Genomic DNA, 16,496 nt, shown 5'->3' with positions numbered 1-16,496 from the left:
CTCACCCTTTTCACGGGCATTGTGTGCACAATGGAATGTAAAAGCGTTACCCCTGTGTTCTGTCCATGGAGAGTCTCACGATGTCGCATGCTTTTGCCAAAACCCTGAAGTCCTTTGAGCTGGCCGAAGGCAAGAAAGCCAAGTTCTACTCGCTGCCTGCACTTGCCAAGCAGTTTCCCGAAATCAAGCGACTGCCGGTCTCGATCCGCATCGTGCTGGAGTCGGTGCTGCGCAACTGCGATGGCAACAAGATCACCGAGGAGCATGTGGCGCAGCTGGCGCGCTGGCAGCCCAAGGCCGAGCGTGTTGACGAGATTCCGTTTGTCGTCGCGCGCGTGGTGCTGCAGGATTTCACCGGCGTGCCCTTGCTGGCCGACCTGGCCGCCATGCGCAGCACGGCTGCCAAGCTGGGCAAGAAGCCCAAGTCCATCGAGCCGCTGGTGCCCGTGGACCTGGTGGTGGACCACTCCATCATGGTGGACTACTTCGGCACCAAGAAGGCGCTGGACCTGAACATGAAGCTGGAGTTCCAGCGCAACCAGGAGCGCTACCAGTTCATGAAATGGGGCATGCAGGCCTTCGACACCTTCGGCGTCGTGCCGCCGGGCTTCGGCATCGTGCACCAGGTCAATCTGGAGTATCTGGCGCGGGGCGTGCACAAGGCCAGGAGCGGCAAGGGCGAGGCGGTGTACTACCCTGACACCCTCGTCGGCACCGACAGTCATACCACCATGATCAACGGCATCGGCGTGGTGGCCTGGGGTGTAGGCGGCATCGAGGCCGAGGCGGCCATGCTGGGCCAGCCTGTGTACTTCCTCACACCCGATGTGGTGGGCTTCGAGCTGACCGGCCAGCTGCGCGAGGGCGTGACGGCCACCGATCTGGTGCTCACGGTCACCGAGCTGCTGCGCAAGGAAAAAGTGGTCGGGAAGTTCGTCGAGTTCTTCGGCGAAGGCACGCGCAGCCTTTCGCTGCCGGACCGCGCCACCATCGGCAATATGGCTCCTGAATATGGGGCGACCATGGGTTTCTTCCCGGTCGACGAAAAGACCATCGAGTACTTCAAGGGAACCGGGCGCACCAAGAGCGAGATCCAGGCCTTCGAAGCCTATTTCAAGGCCCAGCAGCTGTTCGGCGTGCCCCAGGCCGGCGAGATCGACTACTCGCATGTGGTCAAGCTCGATCTCGGTACTGTGGCCCCGAGTCTGGCCGGGCCCAAGCGTCCGCAGGACCGTATCGAAATCGGCGATGTGGCGCGCAAGTTCACCGAGCTGTTCACGGCATCGGCAGCGGTCAACGGCTTCAATCAGCCGCCGCAGAAGCTCGATCAGCGCTATCGCGTGGGCTGCGGCGAAGGTGAGCAGGCGACCGATGCACCGCCGCCCAAGGCAGGAGCGGAGCGGGCAGTGGTGGAGATGGTCGGCAACCGGCCTACCTTGGAAACCGCTCACGACGATGCGACGGCCAAGTCCGTGTGCGATCTGCCGGGTAGCGACGAGCCGGTGCTGCATGTCGGCAATGGCGATGTGCTGATTGCGGCCATCACGAGCTGCACCAACACCTCCAACCCCAGCGTCATGCTGGCGGCGGGCCTGTTGGCCAAGAAGGCGGTGCAGGCGGGACTCAAGGTCCAGCCGCATATCAAGACTTCGCTGGCGCCGGGCTCTCGCCTGGTGACCCGTTATCTGACCGAGGCGGGCTTGCTGCCCTATCTGGAGAAGCTGGGCTTTGCGCTGGCAGGCTATGGCTGCACCACCTGCATCGGCAATGCCGGCGATCTGACGCCCGAGCTCAACGATGTCATCACCCGCAATGAGCTGGTCTGCGCGGCCGTCCTGTCGGGCAACCGCAATTTCGAAGCACGCATCCACCCCAATATCAAGGCCAACTTCCTGGCCAGTCCTCCGCTGGTGGTGGCCTACGCGATTGCCGGGACGGTGCGCAAGGACCTGATGACCGAGCCCGTGGGCCGGGGCAAGGGTGGCAAGGAGGTGTATCTGGGCGATATCTGGCCCAGCAGCGAGGAGATCCAGGACCTGCTCAAGTTCGCCATGAACGGCAAGGCTTTCCGCAGCAATTACGAGCAGGTGGCCAGCGAGCCGGGCAAGCTCTGGGAAAAGATCCAGGGCGTGACGGGTTCCACCTATACCTGGCCCGAGAGCACCTATATCGCCGAGCCGCCGTTCTTTGCCGACTTTGCTCTGGAGCTGAAAGCGCCGCCCGCAACGACAGACAGAACCTCCAATCCCAGCGCGGTGCATGGTGCCCGCATCATGGCCTTGTTCGGAGACTCCATCACCACCGACCATATCTCGCCCGCAGGCTCCATCAAGGAGTCCTCACCCGCCGGCAAGTGGTTGCTCGAGCATGGTGTGCAAAAGGCCGACTTCAACAGCTATGGCTCGCGCCGGGGCAACCACGAGGTGATGATGCGCGGCACGTTTGCCAATGTGCGTATCAAGAATCTCATGATTCCCGCCCGGGCCGACGGCTCGCGCGAGGAGGGCGGCATCACGCTGTACCGTGACGACAACGGCAGGGCCGAGAAGATGGCCATTTACGACGCGGCCATGAAGTACCAGGCTGCGGGCCGAGCCACCGTGGTGCTGGCCGGCGAAGAGTACGGCACGGGATCGAGCCGCGACTGGGCGGCCAAGGGCACGCAGCTGCTGGGCATCAAGGCCGTGGTGGCGCGCAGCTTCGAGCGCATTCACCGCTCCAATCTGGTGGGCATGGGCGTGTTGCCGCTGCAGTTCAAGGGCAATGACAGCTGGCAAAGCCTGGACCTGACGGGCGAGGAGTTCATCGATGTGATCCCGGCCGCCGACCTGGCGCCGCAAAGCGATGCCCAGCTGGTAATCACCAGGGCCGATGGCAGCAAGAAAACCGTGACCGTGAAGCTGCGCATCGACACCCCCATCGAGGTGGACTACTACCGCCATGGCGGCATCCTGCCCTATGTGCTGAGGCAGCTGCTGGCCTGATTGCGCCAGCTTGCCAAGTCAAAAGGCCTGCTCTCCTCGGAGGCGGGCCTTTTTCGTGGACCGGCGCGAGCCCTATTTCATCGAGTGGAGGCCAAACATATTGCCTTCGGTGTCGATGGCCAGGGCAATAAAGCCATAAGGGCCTATGGAGACTTTGTCGCGGTGCAGGCGGCCGCCGTTGCGTGCGACGCGTGCGGCCTGCTCGGCGCAGTCTTCACAGACGAAATAGACCAGCGTGCCGCCGCCGCCAGAGGGACATTCCGGCATGCGGACCAGCGCTCCGGTGGCGCCAGCGTTATCCGGCTTCCCGGGAAAGGCCCACATTTCCATATCGGGGTGCTCGCCGCCTTCCGGCATGGCCAGCGCTTGCAGCTGACAGCCCAGCACGGCTTCGTAGAAGCTCCTGGCGCGCGACATGTCCTGCACGTAGATCTCGAACCAGCCAACGGGATTCATAGCCATCTTCAGCTCCTTGTCTGCTCATCGGTGGAAGTCCAGATGCTGACGCCGTAGAGGCTGTGATGCAAGCAGACCCGGCCCTGAACGGGGATATCCGAGTCCGGCTCCCTCAGGATTTTCTCCGGGCAGCAAGCTTTCTGGCCTTGCGGCGGTGCCACCAGAGCCAGATTCCGCTGATGCCCAAGCCGCCCAGCACCAGGCCGTTGAGACCGGCCAGGACTTCCATCAGCACGCCACCCAGCTCGCCCGTGTGCAGTGGATAGGCCACGGCCACCGCCGCAGCGCCGGGGTCGAGTTCATTCCAGCGCCTGACGTCCAGCACCGCCCCGTTGCGCGGGTCCAGCCATACCGAGCTGATGCCGTTGGGGTGCGGTTCGCCGGGGGCGCGAAAGCGGATGCGTACGGCCTGTTTGGCATTGGGCGGCAGCTGCACGAAGCTGGCCTGGGCATCGGGCATGGCCGCGCGGGCCGAGGCCAGCATGGCGTCCACATCGGCGGGCAGCGGTTGGGCGGAGCCTTGCGCAGCCAGTGTGGGCAGCTTGGGCGGCTTGACTGCCGTGCTGCTGACGAGCACATTGAGCCAGTCGCCCAGCGGCCGCCATGCCATATAGGCCCCGGTGACGACCGAGACCGCGATCAGCAGGCCCATGATCACGCCGCCGATGCGGTGCATGTCGAACAGGGCGCGCACCAGACTCTTGTTGAGTTCTATGCGCCAGTTGCCCGGCCAGCGCTTGGGCCACCAGAGAATGACGCCCGTCAGCAGCAGTAGCACATAGGCCAGCGTGGTCCAGGCCAGTATGGCCTTGCCGTTGGCGTCGAGGAGCAAGGTGCTGTGCAGCCTGAACAGTGTGTTGACAAAGCCCTCGGTCTCGCCGCGCCGGCCCTGCTCCTGGCCGGTCACGGGGTCCAGGTAAATGGTGCCGCGCCAGTTGGCCGCCTGAACACGCAGCCACAGGCTGTCCCGTGCCTGCTGCGGCAGCCTGAAGCGCAAAGTGGCCTTGCTGCCGAATTCCTCATGGGCTCTTGCCAGTATCGGCGTCAGCGCGGCGGCCTGCTGGGCCTGCTGCGCATGCGTCGTGCGGGCCTGGAACAGTTCGGGGTGTGCCATGCGGTCCAGCGGCTGGCCGATGATGAGCAGGGTGCCGGTGAGCCCGGCCAGAATCAGAATCCAGCCCAGGCCCAGGGCGAACCAGCGATGCAAGCGCAGCCACAGGGAACGGAGCGAAGTCATTGCGTGTGATGGTGTGATGTCCCGCGAGACCGCCCTTGAGGGTGGACTCGCGGGGGCGCCGCTTAGAACGGCAGGGTGGCCTGAACGTACAGGGTGCGTGGCATGCCCACGTATTTGCCGCCGCCGTTGTTGTCGGTGGAGCGGGTGAAGTAGCGGCGGTCAAACACGTTCTTCATTCCCACGGTCAGGCGCAGATTGTTCAGCTCCTTGCCTGCCTGGTAGCTGGTGCGCAGGCCCAGGATGGCAAAGCCCGGGATATCGCCCAGATTGCCGTTGGCATCTTCCTGCGTGATGTAGGAGTTGGGATTGGCACTGGTGCCGGGCGTGCCGGGCGAGCGCTGCTTGGACTGGGCGTTCAGGTCGGCATTGAAGGTCCAGCGCTCCATTGCATAACGTGCCGACAGGCCGGCCGTGTGGCGCGAATATAGCGGCAGGTCGCGGCCTGCGAAGGGGCCGGCCTGGCTGGTGGCCTGGGTGAAGGTATAGCTCATGCCCAGCGACAGGCCCTTGAGTGCCGGGTAGTTCTTGCCGAAGTCATAGCGCAGCGCCGATTCCAGACCACGGTGGCGCGTCGCGCCCAGATCGGTCCAGATGCCGTTGCCGGTGCCGTCACCCGGGCGGTCCAGGAACAGCTCCTTGTTGAAGTCGATGTTGAACAGCGTCAGCTCGCCGTTCCAGGTGTCGCTCTTGTAGTGCGTGCCCAGCTCATAGGTCTTGGCCGATTCGGGATAGAGCTGGTTGTTGGACGACTGGGCCAGCTGTGCGTACTGCTGGGGCCCGAAGGACTTGCCGGCATTGGCGAACACCGACCAGTGGCTGTCGACGCGGTAGAGCACCGACAGCGTGGGCAGCAGTTCGTTGGCGGCCGCCGTCGGGTAGATGGCCGCTGCGGTCGCGCCCTTGTAGTCCACCACATTGTTGAAGGAGCGGATGCGCTCGTAGCGCACGCCGGGCGTGATGGTCCAGTTGCCCACATCGATGCGGTTGTCGATATAGAAGGCATTGGCCGTGGTGCCGCCCTGGCTGGTCTGGGTGGTGTTCAGCGGCAGAGCCATGGCATCGACCTGGCCGGGTACATACAAGCCCGAAGTGGCCAGCGCCGTTTCGGAGCTCTTTTCCTTCAGGTAGCGATAGCCCACGCTGACTTCCTGCACCACGGAGCCGGTCTCGAAAATGCGCGAGTAGCGCGGCTCCACGCCGTAGTAGCTGTAGTCGCGCGGTGCGGCCGTGAGGCTGCGCTTGCCGGCATTGGCGCCAGTGGCGTCGCGTTCGATATAGCTGCCGCGAAAAGAGTCCACGTAGTAGCTGAGCACTTCGAAATTGTTGCGACCGTCCTTGTAGCTGTACTTGAGCGAACCGTCGGTGCGGCGGCCCGTGAACTGGTCGTAGTTGCGCGTGCTCTGGAACGGGTCGGCGGCGTACTGCGCCGTGGTCAGGCCGCCGGGCATCTGGCCCTTGCCCTCGAAGTGGTGCAGCGAAGCGGAGATGCTGCTGTTGTTGCCGAGCTTGTAGCTGCCCTTGACCAGCAGGTCGTCGATGTCGGTCTTGTCGTTGCTGCTGCGCCAGCCCTTGCCGTGCGTGCCCGAATACAGCACGGCCAGGCCCAGGCCCGCCTCGTTGGTGCCGCCCACAAAGAAGCTTGGCGTGGACTTCACATTGCCGCCGTGGCTGTAGATCTCGGTGCCGATGGAGGCTTCGGCCGCAAAGGTCTTGGGAATGGCGCGCGTCGTGAAGTTGATGATGCCGCCCACGTTCTGCGGGCCGTAGCGCACCGAGCCTGCGCCGCGCACCACGTCGATGGAGTCCAGATTGCCCAGCGCCAGGGGCGCCAGCGACAGCTGAGGCTGACCGTAGGGGGCGTAGGAAACGGGCACGCCGTCCTGCAGCACATAGGAACGTGGCGACAGGCGCGCGGTCAGACCGCGCACGCTCAGGTTCAGAGAGATATCGCTGCCGCCCGTGCCGTTGCTGTCCTGAACCTGCACACCGGGCACCAGACGCAGCGCTTCGCGCAAGGTGGCTGCGCCGCTTTCCTGAATGCGCTCGCGCTCGACGATGGTGCGTGCGCCAGGATGCTCCAGCACCTTCTCGGCGCTAGACATGTCGCCGTCCAGCCAGTTGCCGGTGACGGTGACCGAGTCCAGGGCGGCTTCGGTAGCGGCGGCGTTGGCCGTCTGTGCATGAACGGGGCTGGCGAGCACGCCAAGGGCTGCGGCAACGGCAGCGGCAGCGCTGCTCAGGCAAAAAGCGGGGGAGTCGGAACGATGGAGGTTAGCCATAGGTGTTGTAGGGGAGGGCACACAGCACCTGGCTGGCATGAACAGCGCGCTGCGCCAGCCTTGCGCTGGCGGCATCTCTTGTCTTCAGTCGGAGCCGGAGGGGGCTATGTGGCGTTTATTGGCAGGCGCAGATATTAATGAGAATGGCTGTCATTTGGCTGTTTGTGGTTATGTTGATACACAAATAGCAGTCTCCCCGTTCGGCAATCTGGCCGGTCGGGGCCGCTGCGTGCAGTTGCCGGCCTGACATGCCTGGCCGCAGTGGAGCCTGTGGTCTGCGGGCGTTCGGTGCATGTCCCTTGCGCAATGCTGCGCCAGCGGGCTTTTTCTTGTGGCAAGGCGGGCGGCGGCAAGGTGAAACGCCAATGTTCAGGACCGGGGTCTGACCGTTATCGTTCATAAACATGCGGCGAAGTTCCGGCACATTCCTGCAGCCGCTGGACTTCATCCCGCTTCCGCTTCGCGCCCCATGAACGATTCCCGCTCCACCGATCCCCAGGCCGCTGTCAGCGGCCACGCTGAACCCTCCGACTCCTCTGTGTCATCCTCCGCCCCGGGCCTGCGCTCGGCCATCGTGCACCGCGGCACCTTGCGCGCCAGCGCGCGCAGCTTTCTGCATGCGCTGGGCCAGGACGATGAGGAGATTGCACGCCCGCATGTGGGCGTGTTCCATACGGGCGGGGAGATGAGCCCCTGCAATATGAATCTCCGCGACCAGGCCCAGCATGCCAAGACCGGCATCTACGCGGGAGGCGGCATGCCGCACGAGTGCCCCGTGGTCTCGGTCAGCGACGGCCTGACCATGGCGCATTCGGGCATGCGCTTTTCGCTGATCTCGCGCGAGCTCATCGCCGACAGCGTGGAGGCCTCGGTGCGCGGCCACCAGTGGGACGGTATCTTTGCCGTGGGTGCCTGCGACAAGAACCTGCCGGGCCTGATGATGGCCATGGTGCGCTGCAATGTGCCCAGCGTCTTCGTGCATGGCGGCTCGGCCCTGCCCGGGCAGATGCCGGGCAGCGTATCGGGGCGCGCCCTTAACGTGGTCGACACCTACGAGACCATAGGCAAGGTGCTGGCCGGCACCTCCACCATGCAGGAGCTGGACACCGTCACGCGCTCCTGCCTGCCCTCGGCCGGGGCCTGTGCCGGGCAGTTCACGGCCAACACCATGGGCATGGTCAGCGAGGCCCTGGGCCTGGCGCCCATAGGCTCCAGCATGGTGCCGGCCGTGTTCAGCGAACGCGCGCCGCTGATGCGCCGCGCGGGCCGTCAGCTCATGGAAATGGTGTGGGCCAGCGCCAGGGGAGAGGCCGTGCTGCCGCGCGACATCGTCACGCGCAAGGCCCTGGAAAATGCCTGTGCCGTGGTCTGCGCCACGGGTGGCTCCACGAATGCGGCCCTGCACCTGCCGGCGATCGCGCACGAGGCCGGCATACGCTTTCACCTCGACGACGTGGCCGAGATCTTTGCGCGCACGCCGCTGATCGCAGACCTCAAGCCCGGCGGCCGCTTCCTGGCACGTGATGTCTACTACATCGGCGGTGCGGCTGTCATCCTGCGCACCCTGCTGGAGCAGGGCCTGCTGCATGGCGATGCACTCACCTTCACGGGCCGCACGCTGGCCGAGGAGGTGGCCGATGCTGCCGAGCCCGACGGCGAAGTGGTGCGCAAGGCCGGCAACCCGATCTCGGCCGACGGTGGGCTCACGGTGCTCAAGGGCAATCTGTGCCCTGACGGTGCCCTGCTCAAGACGGCGGGGCTCAAGACCCTGGTGCACCGCGGTCCGGCCCGCGTCTTCGACTCCGAGGAACAGGCGCAGGACGCCGTGCAGGCCATGGCCTACCGGAGCGGCGATGTGCTGGTGATACGCAACGAAGGCCCCAAGGGCAGCCCCGGCATGCGCGAGATGCTGGGCATCACTGCCTTGCTCTATGGCCAGGGCATGGGCGACAAGGTGGCACTGCTCACCGACGGGCGCTTCTCGGGCGCCACGCGCGGCCTGTGCATAGGCTACGCGGGGCCGGAGGCCGCTGACGGTGGTCCGATTGCCGCACTGCAGGACGGCGACATCATCGCCATCGATGCGAGGGCCGGCGCGCGCAGCATCACGGTGGAGCTGGAGCCCGCCGTCATTGCCGCGCGGCTGGAAGCCGCCCGGGCCAGCCGTGCGCAGAAGCGCCCCCTGGGCGGGCTGCTGGAGAAATACGCGCTGACCGTGCGTCCCGCCCACCAGGGCGCGGTCACGCATTCGGGGGCGGTGACCTGGCTGCGCGACAGCAAGTGATGCGCACAGAGGCAAAGGCAGGGACCCGGGCGGGTGAAACCGCTCCAGGGCCTGAAGGACAGAATCAACGACGACTCAAAACACCAAGGAGACCCATATGAACTTCAACCGCCGTGAATGGCTGCAGGCCGCTGGCGCCGGCAGCGCGGGAGCGCTGCTTTCGGGCCTGGGCCTGCCGGCACTGGCCCAGGCGCCGCTCGAGAATCTGAACATCATCACCGGCTTCGCGGCCGGTGGTACCTCGGACGCCATCTGCCGCCGAGTGGGCACCAAGCTCGCCGCCTATGCCAAGAGCGTGGTGGTGGAGAACCGCACGGGCGCGGGCGGGCAGATCGCCATCAACTACGTCAGGGGCCGCCCGGCCGATGGCTCGGTGATGCTGCAGACGCCCACCTCCATGCTCACCATCTACCCGCACATCTACAAGAAGCTGGGCTACGACCCCGTGGCCGATCTCACGCCCGTGACCGTGGGCTGCATCTTCGACTTCGGCTTTGCCGTCGGCCCCATGGTGCCGGCCAGCGTGACCACCGTGTCCGAGTTCTTTGCCTGGGCCAAGACCCATCCCGACGGTGCCAGCTTCGGTTCGCCCGCCGCGGGCTCCACGCCGCACTTCGTCGGCGCCCTGCTGGGCCAGCAGGCGGGCGTCGACTTCAAGCACGTGGGCTATCGCGGCTCGCAGCCTGCGCTCTTGGACATGATGGGCGGCAGCATCGCCGCGGTGAGCTGCCCCGTGGGCGATGCCATGCAGCACGCGGCCAGCGGCAAGATGCGCCTGCTGGGCGTGAGCGGCTCCAAGCGCAACCGCTTCATGCCCAAGGTGCCTACCTATACCGAGCAGGGCTACAAGAACATGGCCCACAGCGAGTGGTTCGGCTTCTTCCTGCCGGCCAAGGCCAAGCCCGATCAGGTGGAGCGGCTCAACGCACAGATGCGTCAGGCCCTGGCCAGTCGCGATGTGGTTGACAGCCTGGCTGTGTTCGGCCTGGAAGCCATGTCGTCCTCGCCCGCCGAGCTGGCGGCGCTGATCAAGGAAGACCTGGCCAAGTGGGCGCCCATCGTCAAGCAGGTGGGCTTCACCGCCGAAGCCTGATCAACCGTGTTCGGTGGTCTCGGGGCCTTGCCGCTGACCTGGCGGCCGACGCGGCCCCGCCGCGCCGCATGGCAGGGGCTCAGACGTACTTTCCGGTCAAGCCGCCGTCGGCGACGATTTCCGTGCCCGTGATGTAGCTGGCGGCATCCGAAGCCAGGAAGGCGCAGACGTTCGCCACCTCCCACGCAGTCCCCATGCGTTGCAGCGGCACCTGCCGCGCCCGCGCAGCCTTGGCCTCGTCGAGGCTGTCGGAGAACATATGTGCGACATTGGCGCTCACGCGCGGCGTATCGATCAGGCCAGGCACGACCGTATTGGCCCGAATTCCGTGCGGCGCATATTGCTGCGCAATCATGCGCGTCATCTGGATCACGGCGGCCTTGGTCGTGCAATAGGCCAGATGCGGATAGCCGAGATAGCGCAGTCCCGCAACCGATGCGATCGAGATGATCGTGCCGCAGCCGCGCTGCACCATCGCCGGCAGCACGGCCTGGCAGCTCAGCATGAGGCTTTTCACGTTCACGCTGTGAATGCGGTCCAGGTCCTCTGCGCTGGTTTCCAGCGGTCCGCCCGTCTTGCCTATGCCCACGTTGTGATGGAGCACGTCGATGGCCTGGTGCCTGGCAGCCATGTCTCTGAAGGCCGAGAAGATGTCCTCTTCGCGCGCCATGTCGGCCTGATAGGCAAAGGCGCTGCCACCTTCGGCCTCGATCAGGCGCACGGTCTCCTTGGCAGAGTCAAGATCGCGGTCGATCACACATACCGTCGCTCCCTGTCGTGCATAGGTGATGCACGAGGCGCGGCCGATGCTCCAGCCCGCAGCGATGGAGCCGCCACCGGCGACGGCGACCGTTCGGCCGGTCAGATCAAGCAGTGCGCGCAAAGGCGGTGCGACATCGGGAGTTGTGCAGGACATTTCACTGCTCCCCTGCCGCAGCGGGGCTAGTGTACGCAATGGCGTTCTCGACGGTTTCCCAGATGAATCGGCCCGAAGGGTTCTGTTGCTCTTCGGCGATATGTGCAACCAGTCCTGCCGCGCGCGAGATCACGGCAAACCCGCGCATGATGCGGGTGGGCACACCGATCTCCCCCAGCAGGGCAGCCACGGCACCCGTGGCATTGATGGTGATCGCGCGGCCGGCACTTTCGTCCACGGCCTTCGACAGCATTTCCAGGGCGCGAATCCTGTCACCTTTCAGATCCGCCTCCTCGCGTCCCATCTCCAGCAGCTTGTAGGCGCGGGGGTCGACCGGCTTGTGAAGGTGGTGCCCGAATCCGGGGACGGGTGATTTCTGCGACTGATGGTGACTGGCGATGCTGCGGGCTTCCTCCATGGGACTGGAGGCCGCGATGATGCGGTCGAGCAGTCCCGAGCAGTTCTCCATGGTGCCGACAAACGAGCTGCCCACGGCCAGCAGGCCCGCAGAAACGGCTCCCTGCAGATTCTCGGGTGCGCTCATGTAGACGACGCGGGTGGCAATGGCGCTGGGGGTGAGGCCATGCTCCATCAGCACGATCAGCACCACATCGGTGATGCGCAGGTCCACGGGGCGTGGGCTGCGTCCGAGGATCTGCATGAGCATCACCTCCGTGAAGGTCTTCTTGCCCATGAGGTCGTGCACGAGATCGGCATCGCCGTAAGTCAGGCTGGTGAGCGTATGCGTGCACAGGCTGGTGGTGGGGGGCTTATTCCTTGGGTTCATGGCTTGCTTTCTTCAGGTGTTGCTGCCGCAGGCAATGGCCAGGTCGCGCACGGCATTCTTGAGAACCTTGCCCACGGGAGAGCGCGGCAGTTCGCTCATGAAGTGGATGCGTTTCGGGGTCTGGACGGGGCCGAGCCGTTCGCGCAGAAAGGCCGCGAGATCGGCCTCGGTGGCCTGTTGGTGCGGCCGCAGCTGCACTGCTGCTTGGACGCTTTCGCCCCATTTGTCGTCAGGAATGCCGAAGACGGCGCATTCATGCACGGCAGGGTGCTGGGCGAGGGCGTTCTCGACCTCGATCGGGTAGACGTTGAAGCCGCCCGTGATCACCATGTCTTTCAGGCGATCCTTCAGATAGAGGTAGCCGCGTTCGTCGAACATGCCGCGGTCACCGGTGTGCAACCAGCCGTCGACCAGCGTCTCTGCCGTCTTCTCGGGCAAGTTCCAGTACCCGGTCATCACCAGTGGCCCGCGCGCGACGACCTCGCCCACCTCGCCGGTTCCGAGCAAGCGGCCCTCGGGAGACATGATGGCCAGGTCGCTGTACCAGGTGCGTCGTCCGATGGCGGCCCAGTTGGCCTCGTGCTCGAAGTCCTCGGGCCGCATCACGGTCAGAATCTGGGGAGCCTCGGTCTGTCCGTAGGTGGTGCCGAGCACGGGGCCGAAGAAATTCCTGACCTCGCGGATCTTCTCCGGGGGGCATCGGTGCGCCGCCGTAGATCAGACGCTTGAGGTGAGGGAAGTCGGCGCGCGTCGTGCCTTGCAGTCCCATCAGCATGTACACCAAGGTTGGCGGCATGAAGCACACCGTGCCACCACGGTGGCGGAACGTGTCGCGCACCGCCTGCGCGCCGGCACCGTCCATGATCACGTGGCAGCCGCCCTGCGCAAGAATCGGAAGCACATAGGTCGAGGTGCCGTGGGTGATGGGGGCGGCCATGACATAGCGGTCCTGCTCATCGAATGACCAGGCATGGATCTGATTGACGATGTTCGCCATCCACGCGCGGTAGGGCTGCATCACCCCCTTGGGCGCTCCGGTGGTGCCTCCCGTGAACTTGATGGCTTGCGTTGCGTCTTCGTGCAGATCGAAGCTTGGAATCGGTGCGCCTGCGTGCCGGGATATCAGCTGTGCGAGAGTGGGCTGCTCTGCCTCGGCCGTGCCGATCAGGATGCGCCGAGCCCGTGCATCGGTGACCAGATCCCCGTAATCCGCCTCGACAATCAGGATGCTGGCGTCGACGATGTCGGTGATGCGGCGGATCTCGGATTGTGTGCTCTTGGGGTTCAGGGGCACCCAAACCTTGCCGCAGGCCAGCACGGCCAGGAGTGCAACGATATGCTCGGCACTGTTGGTGGCGCAGATGGCCACGCGCGACTGTGGCCTGGGGTCCAGCGCCAGCAATCCGCTGGCCGTGGCGCAGACCTGCTGTGCCAGCTGTTCGAAGCTCAACTGCTCACTCGGCGTGTCGATGGCGACGCGCTGCGGCCAGCGCTGCACCGCGCGCCAGAAGAAATCGATGGGATACATAAAGCCTTGTCCTGGTGAGTCAGTTCGTCTTGGCGCCCGATGCCTTCACGACCTCGCTCCAGCTCTTGAGTTCGCCGGCGACGAATTTGCGCATGTCGTCGGGCGTTCCTGGTGCCGTGGTCGCGACCAGTTCAGCAAGTCTTTGCTTGATGCCGGGGTCTTTCAGTGCCTGGTTGAGTGCAGTGTTCAGGCGCTTGATGACGGCTTCCGGCGTGCCAGCTGGAGCTGAAATGCCAAACCAGGACTGCACTTCGAAGCCGGGGAAGCCGGATTCGGCCAAGGTCGGCACATCGGGCAGCAGGGGGGAGCGCTCCTTGCTGGTGATGGCCAGTGCGCGCAGCTTTCCTGCCTTCACATGCGGCATGGACGAGGGCGAGTTGTCGAACATGGACTGCACCTGCCCGCCAAGCAGGTCGGAGACGGCTGGCGCACTGCCCCGGTAGGGTACATGCAGCATGTTCAGCCCGGTCTTCATCTTGAACATCTCGCCGGAGAGATGGATGGAGGAGCCACTGCCCGAGGAGGCGAATGTCAGGCCGTCGCTGGAATTCTTCGCGAACCTGACGTAGTCCTGCACCGAGTGGATCGGAAGGCCCGGATTGACCACCAGCAGATTGGGAATCTTGGCGATCAGGCCAACGGGCTCGAAGTCCTTGACGGGGTCGTAGCCGAGCTTGTTGTACAGCGATGCATTGATGGTGTTGGCGATCGTGTAGACGTACAGGCTGTACCCGTCGGCAGGAGCGCGGGCGACGATTTCTGCGCCCACATTGCTGTTGGCGCCGGTACGGTTGTCCACGATGATGGACTGCCCCAGCTCCATGCCCATCCGGTTGGCCACGAGGCGCGCAACGACATCTGTGGCGCCGCCGGCCGCATAGCCGACGACGAGCTTGAGGGGCTTGGTGGGCCAGTTGCTTTCCACGGCCGGTGCCGCTGATGTCAGGCATGAACCTAGCGTTGCGGCGATGGCGATGCAGATGTTTCTGCGATGCCTTTCCTGCTTCATCATTGTCTCCTTGAAAGGGTTATGGGGGTTCTTCAGCGCTGTCGAACCCCATATGCCAAGAGCCATGGCTTGTCGGCGATTGTTTCAATGAAGCGGGGAAATGAATGAATGAAAACGTCTGCCTGCCGGACGAAATCACTAGGCGAAAACCCTCTGCAGGAGAGGAGAGCAAGACCTTGAGCCGTGGTCTGGCGGTGATGGATGCCGTGCTTGCTGGGCCGCAGGAGGGAATGCGCGTGGCCGAGCTGTGTCGCCAGACCGGTCTCGAGCGGGCCACCATCTATCGCCTGCTGGCGGCATTGCAGGAGGCGCGCTATGTGGCGCTGGTCTCACGTTATCGCTACGGGCCCGGCGAGCGCTGGAGGGCGCTGGTGCCCAGCAGCAGGCAACGCGAGGATCTGGCGCAGCGGCTTGCGCCGGTGCTGGCCGCCATCAGCGAAGGGTGTGGGGATGCCGCATTTGCCGTGGTGCGCGACGGTGGTCTGTCCCACTGCATTGCGCGGCATGTGGGCAGCTATCCCATCCAGATTCTGGTGATACAGGTGGGCACGCGCCAGCCCCTGGGAGTCGGTGCCGCCGGGCTGGCGCTGCTCTCGGCACTGGCAGACCGCGAAGTGGAAGCGGTGCTCGACGTCAACGCCCCGGCGCTCGCCTTGTACGGCGGCATGACCCTGCAGCGCCTGAGGCTGCTGGTGCAGGCCACGCGGGAGCGGGGCTGGTCACTGGTGGGCAACCATGCGACCCAGAATGTGCTGGCGGTAGGCATGCCGGTCTGCGATGCCAGCGGCGATGTGCTTGCAGGGATCAGCGTGGCCGCCGCCGAAAACCGCATGCCGCGCGAACGCCAGCGCCGGGTCGTGCAGCTCATGCGCAAAAGCCTGCGCGCCCATGGTTTCGACGCGTTCTGAGCGGCAGGCGGGGCGACTTAACCCTGTTCGGCCAGCAGGTCCTGCAAGGTCTTGACCTGCAGGCGCAGGCGCTCGTTCTCGGCCTCCAGCTCGGTGACGCGGGCCTGCAACTCTTCGGGGCTGGCGGCTGGCGCGGCTTCTGCCGATTCTTCGGCTTCGGGCTTGGCGGCCTTGGGCTTTTTCTTGGCGTCACGCACGCGCTTGGCGGCCTGCTTGAGCGCATCGGCGCCTTCGGCGGCCACGGCTTGCTGCTCTTCCTCGGGCAGGGTGGCGACCACGGCTGCGGCATTGAGCGAGAGTTCGCCGGCCTTGACCGCTGCCACGACTTCGGGTGCGGCCTTTTCCTGGATGGTCTCGATCATCTTGACCTGACCGGCCGACAGGCGGGCGGCGCGGGCCAGGGCTTCACGCGCGTCCAGTGCTTCGTCGGGCACCTTGGCCACGCTGGCCAGGGCCTGGGCCACCACGGGGTCGGTATCGCCTTCCCAGGGGGCTTCCTCGCTGGCCGGCTGTGCGGCCTTGGCGGCGTTCACGGCAGCGGCTGCTGCAGCGCGTCGCTCGGCAATGATCTCGCGCTTGCGCAGCGCCAGCACACCGCGCTGGAAGTCGGAGACCGAGCGGCGGCCCAGATGCTGGTCGATCATCCACAGATGCACGTCGTCCATGTTCTTGAACTGCGTGGCCTGCACGGTGTTGTAGGGCAGGCCGTGCTTGCGGCAGATGCCGTAGCGGTTGTGGCCGTCGATGAGCAGATCGCCCCAGACCACCAGGGAGTCGCGGCAGCCTTCGGCGAGGATGCTGCGCTCCAGCGATTCGTGCTCGTCCGGGGTCAGAGGGTCGATATAGGCCTTCAGGCCTTCGTCAATCTTCAGTTCCATGTGTGTTCTTTAAATTGAGGAGCTGCTTGCGCTTGTTGGCATTCGTTTTCAGCATGAAATCAATGTGAATTCAATATAGGGCGAGCGAAAGCAGCTATAGAAAAAAGAGCAACGCCCCAGCGAATGGGGCGTTGGAA

Annotated in this window: 11 protein-coding genes and 1 pseudogene; 4 read left to right on the top strand and 8 right to left on the bottom strand. The window is 65.0% G+C overall.

From position 1 onward, the window contains the following. Positions 1-80 precede the first annotated feature (80 nt). Complete coding sequence (locus O987_RS19150; protein WP_043374081.1) at positions 81-2,984, top strand: aconitate hydratase; 2,904 nt, start codon at positions 81-83, stop codon at positions 2,982-2,984. A gap of 72 nt (positions 2,985-3,056) precedes the next feature. Here the strand turns inward: O987_RS19150 and O987_RS19145 are convergent, their stop codons facing one another. From O987_RS19145 to O987_RS19135, 3 genes are all read right to left on the bottom strand, one after another. Beyond that, complete coding sequence (locus O987_RS19145; protein WP_043374078.1) at positions 3,057-3,446, bottom strand: VOC family protein; 390 nt, start codon at positions 3,444-3,446, stop codon at positions 3,057-3,059. A gap of 106 nt (positions 3,447-3,552) precedes the next feature. Then, complete coding sequence (locus tag O987_RS19140; protein ID WP_003053245.1) at positions 3,553-4,677, bottom strand: PepSY-associated TM helix domain-containing protein; 1,125 nt, start codon at positions 4,675-4,677, stop codon at positions 3,553-3,555. A 62-nt stretch (positions 4,678-4,739) separates the two neighbouring features. After that, positions 4,740-6,956, bottom strand: coding sequence for a TonB-dependent receptor family protein (locus O987_RS19135; RefSeq protein ID WP_051962213.1), 2,217 nt, complete (start codon positions 6,954-6,956; stop codon positions 4,740-4,742). A gap of 469 nt (positions 6,957-7,425) precedes the next feature. On the opposite strand from O987_RS19135, the gene ilvD reads away from it, so the two are divergent. Together ilvD and O987_RS19125 are read left to right on the top strand one after the other, a co-directional pair. Further along, complete coding sequence (gene ilvD / locus O987_RS19130; RefSeq protein WP_043374076.1) at positions 7,426-9,240, top strand: dihydroxy-acid dehydratase; 1,815 nt, start codon at positions 7,426-7,428, stop codon at positions 9,238-9,240. A gap of 97 nt (positions 9,241-9,337) precedes the next feature. Further along, the gene (locus tag O987_RS19125) at positions 9,338-10,333 is read left to right on the top strand and encodes a Bug family tripartite tricarboxylate transporter substrate binding protein (protein WP_043374074.1); all 996 of its coding nucleotides are present in this window, start codon (positions 9,338-9,340) and stop codon (positions 10,331-10,333) included. 79 nt (positions 10,334-10,412) lie between these two features. Here the strand turns inward: O987_RS19125 and O987_RS19120 are convergent, their stop codons facing one another. The 4 genes and pseudogenes from O987_RS19120 to O987_RS19105 all read right to left on the bottom strand — a co-directional run bounded on the left by O987_RS19120 (position 10,413) and on the right by O987_RS19105 (position 14,573). After that, entirely contained in the window at positions 10,413-11,249 is an 837-nt protein-coding gene (locus tag O987_RS19120; RefSeq protein ID WP_043374071.1) for an SDR family NAD(P)-dependent oxidoreductase, read from the bottom strand. Between the two features lies 1 nt (position 11,250). Further along, complete coding sequence (locus O987_RS19115) at positions 11,251-12,036, bottom strand: citryl-CoA lyase (protein WP_043374069.1); 786 nt, start codon at positions 12,034-12,036, stop codon at positions 11,251-11,253. Between the two features lie 12 nt (positions 12,037-12,048). Then, positions 12,049-13,564: pseudogene (locus O987_RS19110) on the bottom strand (class I adenylate-forming enzyme family protein). 19 nt (positions 13,565-13,583) lie between these two features. Further along, positions 13,584-14,573: a Bug family tripartite tricarboxylate transporter substrate binding protein gene (locus tag O987_RS19105; RefSeq protein ID WP_043376669.1), complete on the bottom strand. Its 990-nt coding sequence runs from the start codon at positions 14,571-14,573 to the stop codon at positions 13,584-13,586. Positions 14,574-14,677: 104 nt separating this feature from the next. Between O987_RS19105 and O987_RS19100 the strand changes: the two genes are divergently transcribed. Continuing rightward, positions 14,678-15,481, top strand: a complete 804-nt coding sequence (locus O987_RS19100) for an IclR family transcriptional regulator (protein WP_051962212.1) — start codon at positions 14,678-14,680, stop codon at positions 15,479-15,481. 17 nt (positions 15,482-15,498) lie between these two features. Here O987_RS19100 and O987_RS19095 read toward each other — a convergent pair whose 3' ends face one another. Continuing rightward, on the bottom strand, positions 15,499-16,359 hold the full coding sequence (locus tag O987_RS19095; protein ID WP_043374067.1) for a plasmid replication/partition related protein: 861 nt from the start codon (positions 16,357-16,359) through the stop codon (positions 15,499-15,501). Positions 16,360-16,496 lie beyond the last annotated feature (137 nt).

Origin of the sequence: Comamonas testosteroni TK102 (assembly GCF_000739375.1) — a bacterium.
Lineage (GTDB): Bacteria > Pseudomonadota > Gammaproteobacteria > Burkholderiales > Burkholderiaceae_C > Comamonas > Comamonas brasiliensis.
Note: the sequence above shows the minus strand (reverse complement) of the source record. Positions and strands in the feature narration are given on the sequence as shown.

Bases quoted from the DNA above. Each gene is read 5' to 3' on its own strand.
- O987_RS19150 (WP_043374081.1), top strand. From the start codon at position 81: ATGTCGCATGCTTTTGCCAAAACCCTGAAGTCCTTTGAGCTGGCCGAA.
- O987_RS19145 (WP_043374078.1), bottom strand. From the start codon at position 3,446: ATGGCTATGAATCCCGTTGGCTGGTTCGAGATCTACGTGCAGGACATG.
- O987_RS19140 (WP_003053245.1), bottom strand. From the start codon at position 4,677: ATGACTTCGCTCCGTTCCCTGTGGCTGCGCTTGCATCGCTGGTTCGCC.
- O987_RS19135 (WP_051962213.1), bottom strand. From the start codon at position 6,956: ATGGCTAACCTCCATCGTTCCGACTCCCCCGCTTTTTGCCTGAGCAGC.
- ilvD (WP_043374076.1), top strand. From the start codon at position 7,426: ATGAACGATTCCCGCTCCACCGATCCCCAGGCCGCTGTCAGCGGCCAC.
- O987_RS19125 (WP_043374074.1), top strand. From the start codon at position 9,338: ATGAACTTCAACCGCCGTGAATGGCTGCAGGCCGCTGGCGCCGGCAGC.
- O987_RS19120 (WP_043374071.1), bottom strand. From the start codon at position 11,249: ATGTCCTGCACAACTCCCGATGTCGCACCGCCTTTGCGCGCACTGCTT.
- O987_RS19115 (WP_043374069.1), bottom strand. From the start codon at position 12,036: ATGAACCCAAGGAATAAGCCCCCCACCACCAGCCTGTGCACGCATACG.
- O987_RS19105 (WP_043376669.1), bottom strand. From the start codon at position 14,573: ATGAAGCAGGAAAGGCATCGCAGAAACATCTGCATCGCCATCGCCGCA.
- O987_RS19100 (WP_051962212.1), top strand. From the start codon at position 14,678: ATGAATGAAAACGTCTGCCTGCCGGACGAAATCACTAGGCGAAAACCC.
- O987_RS19095 (WP_043374067.1), bottom strand. From the start codon at position 16,359: ATGGAACTGAAGATTGACGAAGGCCTGAAGGCCTATATCGACCCTCTG.